The following is a 15,682-nucleotide window of genomic DNA, read 5'->3' on the forward strand; positions in this document are numbered from 1 at the left end:
TGGCGCCGCTGCAAGCATGATTCTGGACGGCACCCTGCCCGAATCCATCGCCGCCGCCGCGCGTGCCGTGCGCAGCGGCGCCCTGCTGGGCCTGCCCACCGAAACGGTGTATGGCCTGGCGGCCGACGCGAGCAGCGATGCCGCCGTGGCGCAGATCTTCGCCGCCAAGGGCCGCCCCAGCGACCACCCGCTGATCGTGCATGTGGCCGATGCCTCGGGCATCGGCCACTTCGCCAGCGCGGTGCCGGACTTTGCGCAAAAGCTGGTGGACGCCTTCTGGCCCGGCCCGCTCACCCTGATCCTGCCGCGCCTTCCGGGTGTGGCCACGGCCGCCACCGGCGGGCAGGACAGCGTGGGCCTGCGCTGCCCCGCGCATCCCGTGGCCCATGCGCTGCTGGCGGCCTGCGCCGCGTCCGGCGATGCCGCCACCCACGGCGGCCCGCCTGTGTGGGGCGTGGCGGCACCGAGCGCCAACCGCTTCGGCCGCGTGAGCCCCACCACCGCCCAGCATGTGCAGGACGAGCTGGGTGCCGACCTGCTGGTGCTCGATGGCGGCCCCTGCGCCGTGGGCATTGAAAGCACCATCGTGGACTGCACGCGCGGCGTGCCCGTGCTGCTGCGCCCGGGCGCCATCACGCGGGCGCAGATTGCGGCGGCCTGCGGCATCCAGCCGCTATCCAAAGAAGAGCTTCCAGCGCATACACCACGGGCATCTGGAACGCTGGAGGCCCACTATGCCCCTGCCGCCAAGGTGCGCCTGATGGACGCCCGGGCGCTGCAGACCGCGCTGGACCTGCTGGGCGCCGATGCGGCACACATCGCCATTTATGCCCGCAGCGCGCTGCACACACGCTCGTCCAGGCTGGTGATGCGCCGCATGCCCGATGACGCCGCCGCCGCCGCGCAGCAGCTGTTTGCCGTGCTGCGCGGCTTTGACGACCAGGCCGTAAAGCTGATCTGGATCGAGACCCCGCCCGCCACCCCCGAATGGGAAGGCGTGCGGGACCGGTTGCAGCGCGCCGCTGCGGCCTGAGAGGCTGAGCCCCGCGCTTTACATCCGTTGACCTTGCGTCGTTAAACTAGCCCCCCACTTTTCTGGAGAAATACATGGCAGCAAATTGGATGCGCCGCACCTTCGTGGTTGCCGCATGTGCGTCGGCAGCGTTGCTGGCGGCCTGTGGTTCGAGCACGATCGAATCGAAGCTCACGCCCGACCGCTTCATTGCCTTTGGCGATGCCTTCAGCGACGTGGGGCAAAAAGGCGCACGCTATACCGTCAACGACGGCTCCGTCAGCAACTGGACGCAACAGGTTGCCTCGCGCTACGGCAAGACCATCACCCCTGCGGCATCGGGCGGCCTGAGCTATGCCGTGGGCAATGCACGCGTTTCGGCCAAGCCCGATGCGGCTGGCGACGCCACCACCCTCACCATCACCGAGCAGATCGACCGCTTTCTGGCCGGCGGCAGCTTTGGTGCCAGTGACGTGGTGTTCGTCAACGCCGGGGCCAGTGACGTGATCGCGGGCATGGCTGCACTCAAGGCCGGCACCCAGACCGAAGCCAACATGTTGGCCGCAGCCCATGCAGCCGGCCAGGAACTGGCGGGCCAGGTGCGCCGTCTCGTCAATGCAGGCGCCAAGCAGGTGGTGGTAACCGGCACCTACGACATGAGCAAGTCGCCCTGGGCCACGGCCACCAACCAGGCGACCCTGCTCCACAACGCCAGCAGCCGCTTCAACGACGGCCTGCTGGTGAACATCGTCGATCTGGGTGCGACCGTGCTGTATGTGGATGCGGCCTACTACGTCAACCTGTTCACCAATGCCCCTGGCTCCTACAGCTTTGGCAACGTCACCACGCCGGTGTGCACCTCGGTGGATGCGGGCAACGGCATCGGGATTGGCACCGGCCAGGTCAATTCGGCCCTGTGCAATACCTCCACCTTGCTCGCTGGCGCCAACCAGGACAAGTATGTATTTGCCGACGCGGTCTACATGACGCCCTCGGCCCACCGCCAGTTCGGCAACTACGCCTACGACCGCCTGCGGGCCCGCTGGTAAGCCGCGCCGCGCACAGGCAGCAAAAGGCCGGCCCGAGGGTCGGCTTTTTTCATGCGCGCAGTGCCTGGCTATCGGACGGCATCCAACACTGCCCGCGCCTGGGCATGGCAGAACGGGGGCTCGTAGGTACCGTGGTAGTTGCCGTAATACGTGGCAAACGCCGCCGAGGCCGGATCGGTGGGCGCCTTGCCTCCGGGCCCGTACGTGGCCTGCACCAGCGCATCGACATCCACCGAAGTCACGTTGGTCAGCCCCCGGCTGTCAAAGTCGGCCTTCATGGCCTGCTGGTGGATGGCCGGCGGCACCGTGGGGTCGCCCGCACCACCGCACAGCAGCAAGCGCGCCCTGGGGCTCCAGCCCAGGAGGTCGTTCTTTTTGGCCGCCAGAAACAAGAGGTTGGTGCCACCGGCCTGGGCTGCAGCCAGGAACTCGGGCTGGAACACGAGGTCACGGGCCTGGTTGGGCGTGACGCCGGGGCCCCCGGGCAATGCGCCCGAGGACACCAGCGTGGTGGTGTCGAGCGTGGGGCTGGGCAACAGGGTCTCGATGTAACCCGAATAAGGCAGCTTGAAGGCCGTCTTGACGTCGGCATAGACATTGCCATACACCTTTTGCCACGAGGTCACCAGGTAAGGCACGAAGAACTGCACCCCGGCAATCGCATCGGGCACCCGCAGCTGGCCCGACAGGTTGTAGGGCCCCGCCAGGTGGGCTCCTGCCACCACGTTGAACTCGCCGGCATGGTCGCGCTCCGCCGCCCGGTGGGCGGCCATGGACGCATGGCCACCCTGCGAATAGCCGGTGAACATCACCTTGCCCGAGAGGTTGGCGCCCACGCTGGCCGCCGCCGCCCGCGCGGCGCGGACGGAGTCGAGCACCACCGTGGCTTCGGAATCCGCATGCAGATACGGGTGGTAGGCATAGGCCGATTTGGCGAAGCCCAGGTAATCGGTGGCCACCACGGCGTACCCTTGGGCGGCATACATCGCTGCCAGCAAGAAGGTTTCGCCGTCTTGCGGGTTGGCCAGCGTGCGGGGCTTCTGCACATCCGTGCCCTTGGCGTAGGCCACCAGGGGCGCGGGCGCGGTGCAGGCAGGGCCTCCCGGCACCAGCATCACGCCCGATGCGTTGGTGCTCTCACCCTCCCGCACGCCCACCGTGGTGTAGTTGAGCGCCACCACCCGGACATCGCACCGGGCCTTGCCGCTGATCGCCTGCAGGCCGCTGGCCGCCGTCGTGGCATCGATCTGTGCGGCGGTCAGCGTGGTCAGTGTCGCAGCCGGCTCCACCAGCGCACCCCGCTGCGGACCCTCCGAGCCCCCGCAGGCGACCAGCAACGCCGCGGCCGCGGCAACACAGGAAGGGCGGAAATACGTCATGAAGCGATCCCTTGGAGCGGTGAAGAGCCTCACATCGTGCGCGCACCCGCACTGCAGCATCCATAGGGAATTACGCGGCCCGCACCCGCGCCCAGACGCCTGGGCGACACCCCTGGGATTCAGCCCTTGCGGCGCGCGCCGTAGCGCAGCTTCATGCCCAGAATGGCGCCCGACAGTGCCAGCGTGACGGCATTGGCCGCAACAATGGGCCAGGCGGCCAGTGCCACGCCATAGGCCAGCCACAGCGCCACACCCAGCGTGAAGGTGCCGTACATGCCCAGCGAGATGCCGCTGACGTCGCGGGTGCGGAACGTATGCAGCGCCTGGGGCAGAAAGCTGCAGGTGGTCAGGGTCGCAGCCAGGTAGCCGATGAGGTCGTGCAGGGGCATGATGTGAATTGCTTTGAGGCTATTGATCGCGCGCGGTCCAGTCCACCAGGGCGTCGAGCACCGGCCGCGCGGCGCCCGCCTGTGGGTGGTTGACGATGGCCACCAGCACATAGCGGCGGCCGCTGGCGGCATGCACATAGCCGGCAACGGCCATCACGTCGCGCAGGCTGCCGGTCTTGAGGTGGGCCGCGCCCGCACGGCTCTGGCTGCGACGCAGCGTGCCGTCCACGCCGGCAATCGGCAGGGAAGCCACCAGCTCGGGCATCACCGGCGACTGCCAGGCGACCTGCAGCATGCGCGCCAGGGACTGGGCGCTGATGCGGGCCTCGCGGCTCAGGCCAGCGCCGTTGTCGGGCAGGGGCGGTTCGGCATCACCGATGCGCCCCTGCCACCACTGGCGCAGCGTGTCGCGCGCGCCGTCGAACGTGGCCACGCCATTCCTGCGCAAGGCAAGCGTGAGGAACAGCTGCTGCGCCATCACGTTGTTGCTGTATTTGTTCACGTCGCGCACCACCTCGGCCAGAGCGGGCGATGTGGCCACGAACACCGGCATGAGCCCCGCAGGCACCTTGCCGTCCCGCACGCTGCCCGTGAGCTTGCCGCCCAGTTCGCGCCACATGCCCTCCACGGCGCGTGCGGCAAAGCCTTTGGGGTCGGGGAACGCCGCCGCCCACACGCGCTCGCCACAGCGGGCCGGATACGCACCCTGGAACGCGGTACGTGCCGGGTCGGCCAGCTCGGCCCGCAAGGCGGCGCGCCAGTCGCCGCACTCCGCGCCGGTGGCGGCCAGTGGCACCGTGGCCTGGCGCTGCACGCCGGCCAGTGGCGGGTCGTACTGGATGCGCGCCAGCCCGGCGGTGGCATCGGGCACAAAGGTCATGGCCACTGCGTGGTAGTTCAGCAGCAAGGCATCGGGCGCCGCGTTGTAGGGGCGCAGCGGCTCGCCGTCGAAGCGGGCAGCATCATGGTCGGGCACGCCAAAAGCGGTGCGGTCCAGCACGATGTCGCCCACGATGACCTGGATGCCCTGGCCCTGCAGGCGGCGCAGCAGCAGCCACAGGCGTTCCATCACCAGCTTGGGATCGCCCTGGCCCTGGATATACACGTTGCCCTTGAGGCTGTCGCCCTGCACCATGCCGTCCACATACACGGGCGTATTCCAGGTGTAGGCGGGGCCCAGCAGGTCGAGGGCCGCGTAGGTGGTCACCAGCTTCATGACCGAGGCGGGGTTGGTGGCGACCTGCGCGCGGTGCGCCAGCCGCGGTGCCTGGCGGCCGGCCTCTGCATCCACCACCAGCACGGACAGGGCCTCCCGGGGCAGGCGGGCACGCGCCAGTGCCGCCTCCACCTCGGCAGGAAGCGATGCCGGCGCCTGGGCATGGGCTGCACCACCCACGGACAGAAGGCACAAAAACCACCAGCGCACCATGGCCGCGCGGCAACCAGCAGGAACAGACATCATCGGCCAAGTCTATCGCCGGGGTGCATTGCGCAGACCGGAAAATCCCGCAGCGCGCTGGTGCGCCCCTGATAATTGCACTCCGAACCCAGACCCACCCGGCCCCATGAACCTGCTTGCCTTCGACACCAGCACCGACACCCTCTCCATCGCCGTGCAGGCCGGAGATGCCTGGTGGCAGCACACCGGACCGGGGGGCGCGCAGACCTCGGCCACGCTGGTTCCCGCCATTCGCACGCTGCTGGCGCAGGCGGGGCTGTCCTTTGCCACGCTGGACGCGATCGTGTTTGGCCGCGGCCCGGGCTCGTTCACCGGCCTGCGCACGGCCTGCGCGGTGGCCCAGGGGCTGGCCTTTGGTGCGCGCGGCGGCGCGGGCGTGCCGGTGCTGCCGGTGGACACCCTGCTCGCCGTGGCCGAGGAAGCCCGCCACCAGCACGGCTGCACCCAGGTGGTGGCCGTGCTGGACGCGCGCATGGACGAGGTGTACGTGGCGCATTGCGAATGGCAGCCAGACCAGGGCGGCGCTGCCGGCCACTGGCGCACCGATGGCGACTTCGGCCTGTGCGCCCCCGAGGCCGTGCAGGTGCCCGCAGGCTGGACACTGGCGGGCAACGCCGGGGCCGCCTACGCCGGGCGCCTGGCACCCGACGCCCTGCACGCCAGCGCGCTGCCCACGGCCACGGCCCTGCTGCGGCTGGCCCCCGCCCTGCTCGCAGCGGGCGGCGCCGTGCCGGCCCGCGAAGCCCTGCCCCGCTACATCCGCGATAAAGTGGCCTACACCGCTGCCGAACGGGCGGCCCTGCGTGCAACCCCGCCCGCACAGACAACACCATGAGCGCCATCCTCTCGCCCCCCGCCCATGCCCCCGAGGCACGCTTTGAGCCGCTCACGCTGTTCCGGCTGGACGACGTGCTGGACGTGGAATGCAGCGCCTATTCCCATCCCTGGACACGGGGCAATTTCACCGACGCGATGGCCTCGGGCTACCAGGCCCAGCTGCTGATGGCGGGCGACCAGCTGCTGGGTTACTTCGTGGCCATGATGGGGGTGGACGAGGTGCATCTGCTCAACATCACCGTGGCCCCGGCCTGCCAGAGGCAAGGCTGGGCGCGCGTGCTGCTCGACGCCCTGGCGCTGTGGGCGCGCGGGCGGGGTGCCCAGTGGCTATGGCTGGAAGTGCGCGTGAGCAACGAGCGCGCCCTGCATGTCTACCAGGCCCACGGTTTTCGCCGCGTGGGCGAACGCAAGCGCTACTACCCGGCCCCTGGGGGCCAGCGCGAGGACGCCGTGGTCATGAGCCTGCCGTTATGAGTCCGCTGCCATGAGCCTTCACCTCGATGCGCGCCAGCGCGCCATGCTGCAAGAGATGGGTGTCACCGTCTGGGCCCCCGCAGAAACGCCGGCGCCTGCGCCCCCGCCCGTGGCCGATGCCGTGCGTTCCCAGCAGACTGCGACCGCGCCCGCCGCGCACCCGCCGGCGATGGCTGCGGCGGATGCCGGCTCCCGGACGGCACCGCATACCGCACGGGAACGTGCAATCCCCCCGGGCGTCGCCCCGGCCGTCCAGCCGCCCATGCCGCAGGGCGGCAGCGCACCTGCGCTGATCCTGCATGCGCCGCAGGCGCTCTACCCCGCGGCCGACCCCGCGCAGACGCCGGCAGGGCTGGGTGCTGGCTGGCTGGTGGTGGCCGAAAGCCTCTCGCCCACGGAGCCCCTGGCGGGCGAAGCGGGCCGCCTGCTGGACAACATGCTGCGGGCCATGCGGCTGCACCTGCACCCCCGCGTTTTTCTGGCGATCCTGGAGCGCCCCCCGGCCAGCGCCGCTGCAGCGGCCGCCAATGTCACCGCGGCACTGGAGGAAGTGGTGGCGACGCTGCACCCCGCCATGGTGCTGGTACTGGGCCATGTGGCGGCCCGGGCGACCCTGGCGCGCACCGAACCCCTGGGCCGCCTGCGCGCCGAGTTGCACCAGCTGGCGGGATGCCCCGCCATCGTCACCTACGACCCCGCCTTTTTGCTGCGCGCCCAGGGCAACAAGGCCGCTGCCTGGGCGGACCTGTGTCGTGCGCTGGCGCTGGTGCAGGCCACCCCCGCCAGCCCCTGAAAGCCTGTCGACGATCTCGCAGGGATCGTCAACAGGCCCTGAGAATCGGGGTACGCCGCCCCCGCCGGCCCGCGTCACACGCACGCCACGGGCCGGTGCCATAATTCGCGGCTTGCACTTTGACGGAGAAAACCCCGTGGAAACCTACCCGAGTTGGTAGCTTTCAGCTCCCCGGCCTGCCCGTGGGGATGAAAGCACCCCCAAACCCCACTGCAGATGCCACCAAACAGGGAGTGAGCCATGCTCAATATCTTTTCGCTTGCCAACGGCCGTTTGTTCCAGGAAGAAATCGAATCCCTGGAAGAACTCACCCGCTTTCAGCCCATCTGGGTCGATCTGGAAAACCCCACGATCGAGGAAAAACGCTGGATCAAGCAGCACTACGGCCTGTCCATCCCCGAAGACGCGATGGACGAGGACATCGAGGAATCCGCCCGCTTCTACGAAGAAGACAACGGTGACCTGCACATCCGCAGCGACTTTCTCATCGACGACAACGATCAGCCGCGTTCGGTGCGCGTGGCCTTCATCCTGAACCTGACCAACCCCACGCTGAAAAGCAAGGGCGTGCTGTTCTCGATCCACGACGAGGACGTGCCCGTGTTCCGCCTGCTGCGCATGCGCGCACGCCGGGCACCGGGCCTGATCGAGGATGCCAAGGAGGTGCTGCTCGCACTGTTCGACGCCGACGCCGAGTATTCGGCCGACACGCTGGAGAACATCTACGACGAGCTGGAGAAGGTCAGCAAGCAGGTGCTGGCCGGCGACGTGACCGATGCCCGCGCCGGCGAGGTGCTGGCCGCCATCGCCCGCCAGGAGGACTTGAACGGACGCATCCGCCGCAACGTGATGGACACGCGCCGCGCCGTGAGCTTCATGATGCGCAGCAAGATGCTCAGCTCCGACCAGTTCGAGGAGGCCCGCCAGATCCTGCGCGACATCGAGTCGCTGGACAACCACACGGCCTTCCTGTTCGACAAGATCAACTTCCTGATGGACGCCACGGTCGGTTTCATCAACATCAACCAGAACAAGATCATCAAGATCTTCTCGGTGGCCAGCGTGGCGCTGCTGCCGCCCACGCTGATTGCCAGCGTGTACGGCATGAACTTCCAGCACATGCCTGAGCTGGCGCAGACCTGGGGCTACCCGTACGCCCTCGCGCTCATGGTGGCCAGCGCGCTGGGGCCCATGTGGTACTTCCGCAAGCGCGGCTGGTTGAAATAGCCCCCCTGTGGCGCTGACCTTGGGCGCGTCAGTGGCAAACAATGGTCGAATTGACCATTAACGCTTACCGAAAAGCGCCAGGAGCTATCAATTTCATAGCTTTTGCAGAAACCCGTGCACCATGTGGTCGGCATAGCGGCTGGCCACGGTCTGCACAAACAGCGCGAAGTCGCCGTGCGCGGTGTCGTCGGCGCGGTCGGAGATGGTGCGCACGGCGGCAAACGGCACGCCGTAGTCCAGGCACACCTGGGCCACGGCGGCACCTTCCATTTCCACGGCCAGCACGTCGTGGCCCGCGTCGCGCAGCAGGGTGCGCAGCCGGTCGGACTCGTGCGCGGCCGAGACAAAGCGGTCGCCACTGGCCATCAGGCCGTGGTGCACTCGCTGGGTGGGGTTGGTGGTTTTGAGATCAAACTGCCCTTGAGCGCTTGCCACGCAAGCGCGGGCAGCGTCCAAAAGCAGAGCCGACAAAGCCGCATCGCAGGCCAGTCGTGCCCGTGCGTAGCCGGGCAGCTCCCAGCGCGGGAACAGGGGCGAGGCATCCATGTCGTGCTGCACATAGTCCTGGGCCACCACCACATCGCCCACCCGCACACCATCGCCCACGCCACCGGCCACGCCCGTGAACACGATGCGGTCCGCACCAAAGCGCTCGATCAGCGCCGTGGCCGTGGTGGCCGCCGCCACCTTGCCGATGCCCGAAAGCGCCAGCACCACGCCGTGGCCGTGCAGTGACCCGGTCCAGAAGGTACGCCCCGCGTGCACCCTGCGCTGGGGCTGCTGCAAGCTGGTGACAAGGCCGGATTGTTCTTCGGGAAGTGCGCTGAGGATGGCCGTGGTCATGAAAATAGCCTCTGAAAAAGAGAAGGCGACCGAAGCCGCCCGCAAGGGTGAAGCGGGGCACTGCGGCCCCGCGGCCTCACTTCTTGTCGCGCAGTTCGCGGCGCAGGATTTTCCCGACGGGTGTCTTGGGCAGCTCGGTGCGGAACTCGATCACCTTGGGCTGTTTGTACCCCGTGAGCTCGCGGCGGCAGAACTCGCGCACATCGGCCTCGGTGAGGTCGGGCGACTTCTTCACGATCACCAGCTTGACGGCCTCGCCCGACTTCTCGTCGGGCACGCCCACCACGGCGCATTCCAGCACGCCCGGGCAGTTGGCCACCACCTCCTCGACCTCGTTCGGGTACACGTTGAAGCCGCTGACCAGCACCATGTCCTTCTTGCGGTCCACGATCTTGAAAAAGCCGCGCTCGTCCACGACACCGATGTCGCCGGACTTGAAATAGCCGTCTTCGGTCATGACCTTGGCGGTCTCATCGGGGCGCTGCCAGTACCCGGCCATCACCTGCGGTCCCTTGATCACGATTTCGCCGGGCTGGCCCACGGTGGTGACCTCATGGCCATCATCGTCGAGCAGCTTCATGTACGTACTGGGCAAGGGCACGCCAATGGTGCCGGTGAATTCCTTGGCGGTCACCGGGTTGCAGCTGGCCGAGGGGCTGGTTTCCGACAGGCCATAGCCTTCGCAGATGGGGCAGCCGGTCTTTTCGAGCCACAGCTTGGCCACCGCGCCCTGCACCGCCATGCCGCCGCCCACCGATACCTTGAGGTTCTTCCAGTTGACGGTGTTGAAGTCGGGGTGATTGGCCAGTCCGTTGAACAAGGTGTTGACGGCCGGAAAACTGTGGAAGGTGTGCTTGGACAGCTCCTTGAGCACGGCCGGCAGGTCGCGCGGATTGGGGATCAGGATGGTCTTGCCGCCTGTGCGCATGGACAGCATCATGTTCACCGTGAACGCGAAGATGTGGTACAGCGGCAGCGCGCAGATGCTGGTGGGCTGCTCGCCGGCGGGCACCTTCTTCATGACCGGATCGTTCCAGGCCTCGGACTGCAGCACATTGGCGATCACGTTGCGGTGCAGCAGGATGGCCCCCTTGCTCACGCCCGTGGTGCCGCCGGTGTATTGCAGCAAGGCGATGTCGTCGGGCCGGATGTCGGGCTTCTTGAACGTGCCACGCGTGCCCTGGGCCACCGCATCATTGAAACGCACGGCGCCCGGCAGGTTGTAGGCGGGCACCATCTTCTTGACGTTGCGCACCACGTAGTTGACCAGAAGCCCCTTGAGCATACCCAGCTGGTCGCCCATGGCGCACAGCACCACATGCTTGATGGGCGTGTGCGCAATGCAATGCTCCAGCGTGGAGGCAAAGTTCTCGATGATCACGATGGCCTTGGCACCCGAGTCCTTGAGCTGGTGCTCCAGCTCGCGCGGGGTGTACAGCGGGTTCACATTGACCACGACAAAGCCTGCCCGCAGGATGGCCGCCACCGCGACGGGGTATTGCGGCACGTTGGGCATCATGATGGCCACACGGTCCCCCTTGACCAGGCCCAGGCCCTGCAGGTAAGCCGCAAAAGCACTGCTCAAGGCATCGGTCTGTGCAAACGTGACCTCCTTGCCCATGAAGCTGTAGGCGATGCGGTCGGCGTATTGGGTGAATGCCTCGTCCATGAGGGCAACGAGGGAGGGGTAGTGTGACGGGTCGATGTCGGCGGGCACGCCTTGCGGGTAGGCGGCCAGCCACGGGCGGTCGGTCATTTGCGCGGTCTCCAGGTAGGTTTTATTGCGGCCATGAAAACACGCCGGCTTTTTTCAGCACGGCCGTGCTTTTTCTGCGGACGGATTATGCCCGTCAGCCTTTGAGCGCGGCGAGTACTTCGTCAAGCATCTTCTTGGCATCGCCGAACAGCATGCGGTTGTTGTCCTTGTAGAACAGCGGGTTGTCCACCCCCGCATAGCCCGAGGCCATGGAGCGTTTCATCACGATCGAGGTCTTGGCCTTCCACACTTCGAGCACCGGCATGCCCGCGATGGGGCTGGTGGGATCGTCGAGGGCGCTGGGGTTCACGATGTCGTTGGCGCCGATGACCATGGCCACGTCGGTCTCGGGGAAGTCCTCGTTGATCTCGTCCATCTCCATCACGATGTCGTAGGGCACCTTGGCCTCGGCCAGCAGCACGTTCATGTGGCCGGGCATGCGGCCCGCCACCGGGTGGATGCCAAAACGCACGTTGACGCCCTTGGCACGCAGGGTCTGGGTGATCTCGTTCACCGTGTGCTGGGCCTGGGCCACGGCCATGCCGTAACCGGGCACGATGATGACGCTCTTGGCCTCGCGCAGCAGCTCGGCGGTCTCGGCGGCGCTGACGGGCACCGCCTCACCCTGCGGCTCCGCTGCATCACCCTTCTTGGCGGGCGTGCCAGCGCCCGAGCCGAAGCCGCCCGCGATCACGCTGATGAAGTTGCGGTTCATCGCGTTGCACATGATGTACGACAGGATGGCGCCCGAAGAACCCACCAGTGCGCCGGTGACGATGAGCAGGTCGTTGGAGAGCATGAAACCCGTGGCCGCCGCCGCCCAGCCCGAATAGCTGTTGAGCATGGACACCACCACCGGCATGTCGGCGCCGCCGATCGCCATGACCATGTGGATACCGAACAGCAGCGCGATCACCGCCATCACCATCAGCGGCACCATGCCCTGCTCTATCGTCTCGGCGCGCAGGAACTCGCGGCCGAACCAGACCACCACCAGCAGCGCGGCCAGGTTGAGCCAGTGGCGGCCGGGCAGCAGCAGCGGCTTGCCGCCGATCCTGCCGTTGAGCTTGCCGAAGGCGATGAGCGAGCCGGAGAAAGTCACGGCACCGATCAGGATGCCGACATAGATCTCCACCTCGTGGATGATCTTCTCCGCGCCCTGCAGCTGGATCGAGGTATCGACATAGCTGGCAAAGCCCACCAGGCAGGCCGCGAGGCCCACCAGGCTGTGCATGAGCGCAACCAGCTCGGGCATCTGGGTCATCTTGACGACCTTGGCGGCATACAGGCCGATGCCGCCGCCGACCACCAGCGCGCCGACGATCCAGGCCATGCCCGAAGGGCTGACGCGGGGGCCGAACACCGTGGCCAGCACGGCCAGCGCCATGCCGACCATGCCCAGCAGGTTGCCCCGGCGCGAGGTTTCGGGGTTGGAGAGCCCACCCAGGCTCAGGATGAACAAAATGGCCGCTCCCAGGTAGGCAACGGTAGCGAGACTTTGGGACATGTGCGTCTTTCCTTGGCTTTGTCGTTGTTATTTGCGGAACATGGCGAGCATGCGGCGCGTCACGGCAAAGCCGCCGAACATGTTGACCGCCGTGAGCACCAGTGCGGCAAAGGCCAGCCAGAGAATCAACCCATCAGGGCGCCCGTTGACGCCGGCATCGGGTGGCGCAATCTGCACCAGCGCGCCGATGGCGATGATGCTGGAAATGGCGTTGGTGACGCTCATCAGCGGCGTGTGCAGCGCGGGCGTGACGTTCCACACCACCATGTAGCCGATGAAGCAGGCCAGCACGAACACCGTGAAATGCCCCAGGAAAGCCACGGGCGCATAGGCGCCGACGGCCCAGAACAGCAAGGCCAGCACGGCAAAGACGATGGTCAGCGTCTTGGCGGACATGGGTTCACCCGGGCCGTGGCTGGATTTCTTCACGGCCACGGGGGCCGCCGCAGCCTTGGGCGCAGGCGCAGGTGCCTGCTTGAGCGGCGGGGCGGGCCAGGTGATCGCGCCGTCCTTGACCACGGTGAGGCCCCGGATCGCGTCGTCCTCCATGTTGACCACGGCCACGCCGTCCTTGGCCTTGCACAACTCTTCGGTCAGGCGCAGCAGGTTGGTGGCATACAGCGTGGACGACTGCTTGGCCAGGCGCGAGGCCAGGTCGGTGTAGCCGACGATGGTCACCCCATGGCGCACCACGGCCTGGCCAGGCACGGTCAGCTCGCAGTTGCCGCCCTGCTCGGCGGCCATGTCCACGATCACGCTGCCGGGCTTCATGCTCTGCACCATCTCGGCGGTGATGAGCTTGGGCGCGGGCTTGCCCGGAATCAGCGCGGTGGTGATGATGATGTCCGCGTCCTTGGCCTGCTCTGCGTACATCTGCCGCTGCGCGGCCTGGAAGCCTTCGCTCATGACCTTGGCATAGCCGCCGCCGCCCGAGCCCTCCTCTTCGTAATCCACCTTGACGAATTCACCGCCCAGCGACTTGACCTGGTCGGCCACCTCGGCGCGCGTGTCGTTGGCGCGCACCATGGCCCCCAGGTTGGCTGCGGTGCCGATGGCGGCGAGGCCCGCCACGCCCGCACCGGCGATGAACACCTTGGCGGGCGGTACCTTGCCCGCCGCCGTGATCTGGCCGTTGAAGAAGCGGCCAAAGGCGTTGGCCGCCTCGATGACGGCGCGGTAGCCCGAGACACCGGCTGTGGAGGTCAGCGCGTCCATCTTCTGCGCGCGCGAGAGCGTGCGCGGCAGGCAGTCGATGGCGAGCACCGTGGCCTTGCGGGCCGCCAGCTGCTGCATCAGCTCGGGATTCTGGGCGGGCCAGATGAAATCGATGAGCGTCGTGCCCTCGCGCATCAGCGCCACTTCGTCATTGCTGGGCGGACGCACCTTGAAGACGATGTCCGAAGCGGCCCACAGGGCGGCAGCGTCGCCGACGATCTGGGCCCCGGCGGCGCGGTAGGCGTCATCGCTGAAATTGGCGGCATCCCCGGCACCCGACTCCACGGCGACCCGGAAGCCCAGCTTGATCAGCTTTTCCACCACCTCGGGCACGGTGGCCACACGCTTTTCGCCGGGGAAGGTTTCCCTGGGTATGCCGATGCATTGCACCGGTGGAATGGGGTTTGCCTGCATGAATGGTCTCCTCCAAGTTGAGTGATCGTTGCGCGAGCCCCGCTGTGGCTTGCTGCGCTATCGAACCGGGCCGCGATGCTCCGCCCACGCACCCGTGCGCGCTAACTGACCACGAGCTTACATGAAGAAAATGCAAGGCCCACCACCTCCAGGACCCTCTCGCCTGGTTGGCCCCCCCAAAACGCCAACCGGCAGCACAAGGGCTGCCGGTTGGCGCTGGAGGGGGGCGCAAAAACGTCAGTTGACCACTTGGGCCAATTCGCCCGCAGTGTATTTCTGGGCCATCACGGTCAGCGATGCTCCCTTGATCTTGCCCCCCTGGCCTTCACAGCCGAACTCGATGTAACGCTGCTTGCAAATCGCCTTGGCGGCTTCGCGTGCGGGCTTGAGCCATTCGCGGGCATCGAACTTTTCGGGGTTTTCGGCCAGGAACTTGCGCACCGCGCCCGTCATGGCCAGGCGGATGTCGGTGTCGATGTTGATCTTGCGCACGCCGTGCTTGATGGCTTCCTGGATTTCGGCCACGGGCACGCCATAGGTTTCCTTCATCTTGCCGCCGTACTGGTTGATGATGGCCAGCAGCTCTTGGGGAACCGAAGACGAGCCGTGCATCACCAGGTGGGTGTTGGGGATGCGGGCATGGATTTCCTTGACGCGGCTGATGGCCAGGATGTCACCTGTGGGCGGACGGCTGAATTTGTAAGCGCCGTGGCTGGTGCCAATGGCAATGGCCAGGGCGTCCAGCTGGGTGGCCTTGACAAACTGGGCAGCCTCTTCAGGGTCGGTCAGCATCTGGCTGTGGTCCAGCTTGCCTTCGGCACCAATGCCATCTTCTTCCCCGGCATCACCCGTCTCCAGATTGCCCAGGCAGCCCAGCTCGCCCTCCACCGTGACGCCGAACTGGTGCGCCAGCCCCACCACCTTGCGCGTGACTTCGACGTTGTAGTCGAACGACGAAGGGGTCTTGCCGTCCTCCATCAGCGAGCCGTCCATCATCACCGAGCCAAAGCCCAGGTCGATCGCGCCTTGGCACACCTTGGGCGAAGTGCCATGGTCCTGGTGCATGACCAGCGGAATGTGGGGGTACATCTCGGCAGCCGCCTGGATCAGGTGCTTGATGAAGGGCTCGCCCGCATATTTGCGCGCGCCGGCGCTGGCCTGCAGGATGACGGGCGCACCCACCTCGTCGGCTGCAGCCATCACGGCCTGCACCTGCTCCAGGTTGTTGACGTTGAAGGCAGGAATGCCATAGCCGTTGGTGGCAGCATGGTCGAGCAGTTCGCGCATCGAGACGAGGGGCATGGTGGTGAAGTCCGTTCAGGGTTGAG

The 15,682-nt window shown here is 67.1% G+C and carries 14 protein-coding genes; 6 read left to right on the forward strand and 8 right to left on the reverse strand.

Features of this window, described 5'->3' with window-relative positions:
* The first annotated feature begins 16 nt into the window (after nt 1–16).
* Both K225_RS0105415 and K225_RS0105420 read left to right on the forward strand, forming a co-directional pair.
* Complete coding sequence (locus K225_RS0105415) at nt 17–1,033, forward strand: L-threonylcarbamoyladenylate synthase (protein ID WP_026435462.1); 1,017 nt, start codon at nt 17–19, stop codon at nt 1,031–1,033.
* A gap of 74 nt (nt 1,034–1,107) precedes the next feature.
* Nucleotides 1,108–2,061, forward strand: a complete 954-nt coding sequence (locus K225_RS0105420) for an SGNH/GDSL hydrolase family protein (protein WP_026435463.1) — start codon at nt 1,108–1,110, stop codon at nt 2,059–2,061.
* A 68-nt stretch (nt 2,062–2,129) separates the two neighbouring features.
* On the opposite strand, the gene K225_RS0105425 is transcribed toward K225_RS0105420, so the two are convergent.
* The 3 genes from K225_RS0105425 to dacB all read right to left on the reverse strand — a co-directional run bounded on the left by K225_RS0105425 (nt 2,130) and on the right by dacB (nt 5,258).
* Nucleotides 2,130–3,440: a lipase family protein gene (locus K225_RS0105425; protein ID WP_026435464.1), complete on the reverse strand. Its 1,311-nt coding sequence runs from the start codon at nt 3,438–3,440 to the stop codon at nt 2,130–2,132.
* 119 nt (nt 3,441–3,559) lie between these two features.
* The gene (locus tag K225_RS0105430; RefSeq protein ID WP_026435465.1) at nt 3,560–3,829 is read right to left on the reverse strand and encodes a SemiSWEET transporter; all 270 of its coding nucleotides are present in this window, start codon (nt 3,827–3,829) and stop codon (nt 3,560–3,562) included.
* Nucleotides 3,830–3,848: 19 nt separating this feature from the next.
* Nucleotides 3,849–5,258 carry a D-alanyl-D-alanine carboxypeptidase/D-alanyl-D-alanine-endopeptidase gene (gene dacB / locus K225_RS0105435; RefSeq protein WP_369794838.1) on the reverse strand — a complete coding sequence of 470 codons (1,410 nt, stop codon included), beginning with the start codon at nt 5,256–5,258 and terminating at the stop codon, nt 3,849–3,851.
* A gap of 136 nt (nt 5,259–5,394) precedes the next feature.
* Here dacB and tsaB point away from each other — a divergent pair, with 136 nt between their 5' ends.
* From tsaB to corA, 4 genes are all read left to right on the forward strand, one after another.
* Nucleotides 5,395–6,123, forward strand: a complete 729-nt coding sequence (gene tsaB / locus K225_RS0105440) for a tRNA (adenosine(37)-N6)-threonylcarbamoyltransferase complex dimerization subunit type 1 TsaB (protein WP_026435467.1) — start codon at nt 5,395–5,397, stop codon at nt 6,121–6,123.
* Nucleotides 6,120–6,599, forward strand: a complete 480-nt coding sequence (gene rimI, locus K225_RS0105445) for a ribosomal protein S18-alanine N-acetyltransferase (protein ID WP_026435468.1) — start codon at nt 6,120–6,122, stop codon at nt 6,597–6,599. The genes tsaB and rimI overlap by 4 nt, the downstream gene beginning before the upstream one ends.
* 10 nt (nt 6,600–6,609) lie before the next feature.
* Entirely contained in the window at nt 6,610–7,392 is a 783-nt protein-coding gene (locus K225_RS0105450; RefSeq protein ID WP_026435469.1) for a uracil-DNA glycosylase family protein, read from the forward strand.
* 240 nt (nt 7,393–7,632) lie between these two features.
* The gene (gene corA / locus K225_RS0105455; protein WP_026435470.1) at nt 7,633–8,619 is read left to right on the forward strand and encodes a magnesium/cobalt transporter CorA; all 987 of its coding nucleotides are present in this window, start codon (nt 7,633–7,635) and stop codon (nt 8,617–8,619) included.
* Nucleotides 8,620–8,712: 93 nt separating this feature from the next.
* Here corA and K225_RS0105460 read toward each other — a convergent pair whose 3' ends face one another.
* From K225_RS0105460 to fba, 5 genes are all read right to left on the reverse strand, one after another.
* Nucleotides 8,713–9,462, reverse strand: a complete 750-nt coding sequence (locus tag K225_RS0105460; protein ID WP_026435471.1) for a 5'-methylthioadenosine/adenosylhomocysteine nucleosidase — start codon at nt 9,460–9,462, stop codon at nt 8,713–8,715.
* A gap of 76 nt (nt 9,463–9,538) precedes the next feature.
* Nucleotides 9,539–11,218: a long-chain-fatty-acid--CoA ligase gene (locus tag K225_RS0105465; protein WP_026435472.1), complete on the reverse strand. Its 1,680-nt coding sequence runs from the start codon at nt 11,216–11,218 to the stop codon at nt 9,539–9,541.
* A 94-nt stretch (nt 11,219–11,312) separates the two neighbouring features.
* Entirely contained in the window at nt 11,313–12,725 is a 1,413-nt protein-coding gene (gene pntB, locus K225_RS0105470) for a Re/Si-specific NAD(P)(+) transhydrogenase subunit beta (protein ID WP_026435473.1), read from the reverse strand.
* 27 nt (nt 12,726–12,752) lie between these two features.
* Nucleotides 12,753–14,354: a Re/Si-specific NAD(P)(+) transhydrogenase subunit alpha gene (locus K225_RS0105475; RefSeq protein WP_026435474.1), complete on the reverse strand. Its 1,602-nt coding sequence runs from the start codon at nt 14,352–14,354 to the stop codon at nt 12,753–12,755.
* A gap of 237 nt (nt 14,355–14,591) precedes the next feature.
* Nucleotides 14,592–15,656 (reverse strand): class II fructose-bisphosphate aldolase, encoded by a 1,065-nt coding sequence (gene fba, locus K225_RS0105480; RefSeq protein ID WP_026435475.1) that lies wholly within the window; start codon nt 15,654–15,656, stop codon nt 14,592–14,594.
* Nucleotides 15,657–15,682 lie beyond the last annotated feature (26 nt).

It is taken from the genome of Acidovorax sp. JHL-9 (assembly GCF_000426205.1).
Lineage (GTDB): Bacteria > Pseudomonadota > Gammaproteobacteria > Burkholderiales > Burkholderiaceae_C > Acidovorax > Acidovorax soli.

Bases quoted from the DNA above. Each gene is read 5' to 3' on its own strand.
- K225_RS0105460 (WP_026435471.1), bottom strand. From the start codon at position 9,462: ATGACCACGGCCATCCTCAGCGCACTTCCCGAAGAACAATCCGGCCTT.
- fba (WP_026435475.1), bottom strand. From the start codon at position 15,656: ATGCCCCTCGTCTCGATGCGCGAACTGCTCGACCATGCTGCCACCAAC.
- K225_RS0105465 (WP_026435472.1), bottom strand. From the start codon at position 11,218: ATGACCGACCGCCCGTGGCTGGCCGCCTACCCGCAAGGCGTGCCCGCC.
- K225_RS0105450 (WP_026435469.1), top strand. From the start codon at position 6,610: ATGAGCCTTCACCTCGATGCGCGCCAGCGCGCCATGCTGCAAGAGATG.
- dacB (WP_369794838.1), bottom strand. From the start codon at position 5,258: ATGGTGCGCTGGTGGTTTTTGTGCCTTCTGTCCGTGGGTGGTGCAGCC.
- rimI (WP_026435468.1), top strand. From the start codon at position 6,120: ATGAGCGCCATCCTCTCGCCCCCCGCCCATGCCCCCGAGGCACGCTTT.
- K225_RS0105430 (WP_026435465.1), bottom strand. From the start codon at position 3,829: ATGCCCCTGCACGACCTCATCGGCTACCTGGCTGCGACCCTGACCACC.
- pntB (WP_026435473.1), bottom strand. From the start codon at position 12,725: ATGTCCCAAAGTCTCGCTACCGTTGCCTACCTGGGAGCGGCCATTTTG.
- corA (WP_026435470.1), top strand. From the start codon at position 7,633: ATGCTCAATATCTTTTCGCTTGCCAACGGCCGTTTGTTCCAGGAAGAA.
- K225_RS0105415 (WP_026435462.1), top strand. From the start codon at position 17: ATGATTCTGGACGGCACCCTGCCCGAATCCATCGCCGCCGCCGCGCGT.
- K225_RS0105425 (WP_026435464.1), bottom strand. From the start codon at position 3,440: ATGACGTATTTCCGCCCTTCCTGTGTTGCCGCGGCCGCGGCGTTGCTG.
- K225_RS0105475 (WP_026435474.1), bottom strand. From the start codon at position 14,354: ATGCAGGCAAACCCCATTCCACCGGTGCAATGCATCGGCATACCCAGG.
- tsaB (WP_026435467.1), top strand. From the start codon at position 5,395: ATGAACCTGCTTGCCTTCGACACCAGCACCGACACCCTCTCCATCGCC.
- K225_RS0105420 (WP_026435463.1), top strand. From the start codon at position 1,108: ATGGCAGCAAATTGGATGCGCCGCACCTTCGTGGTTGCCGCATGTGCG.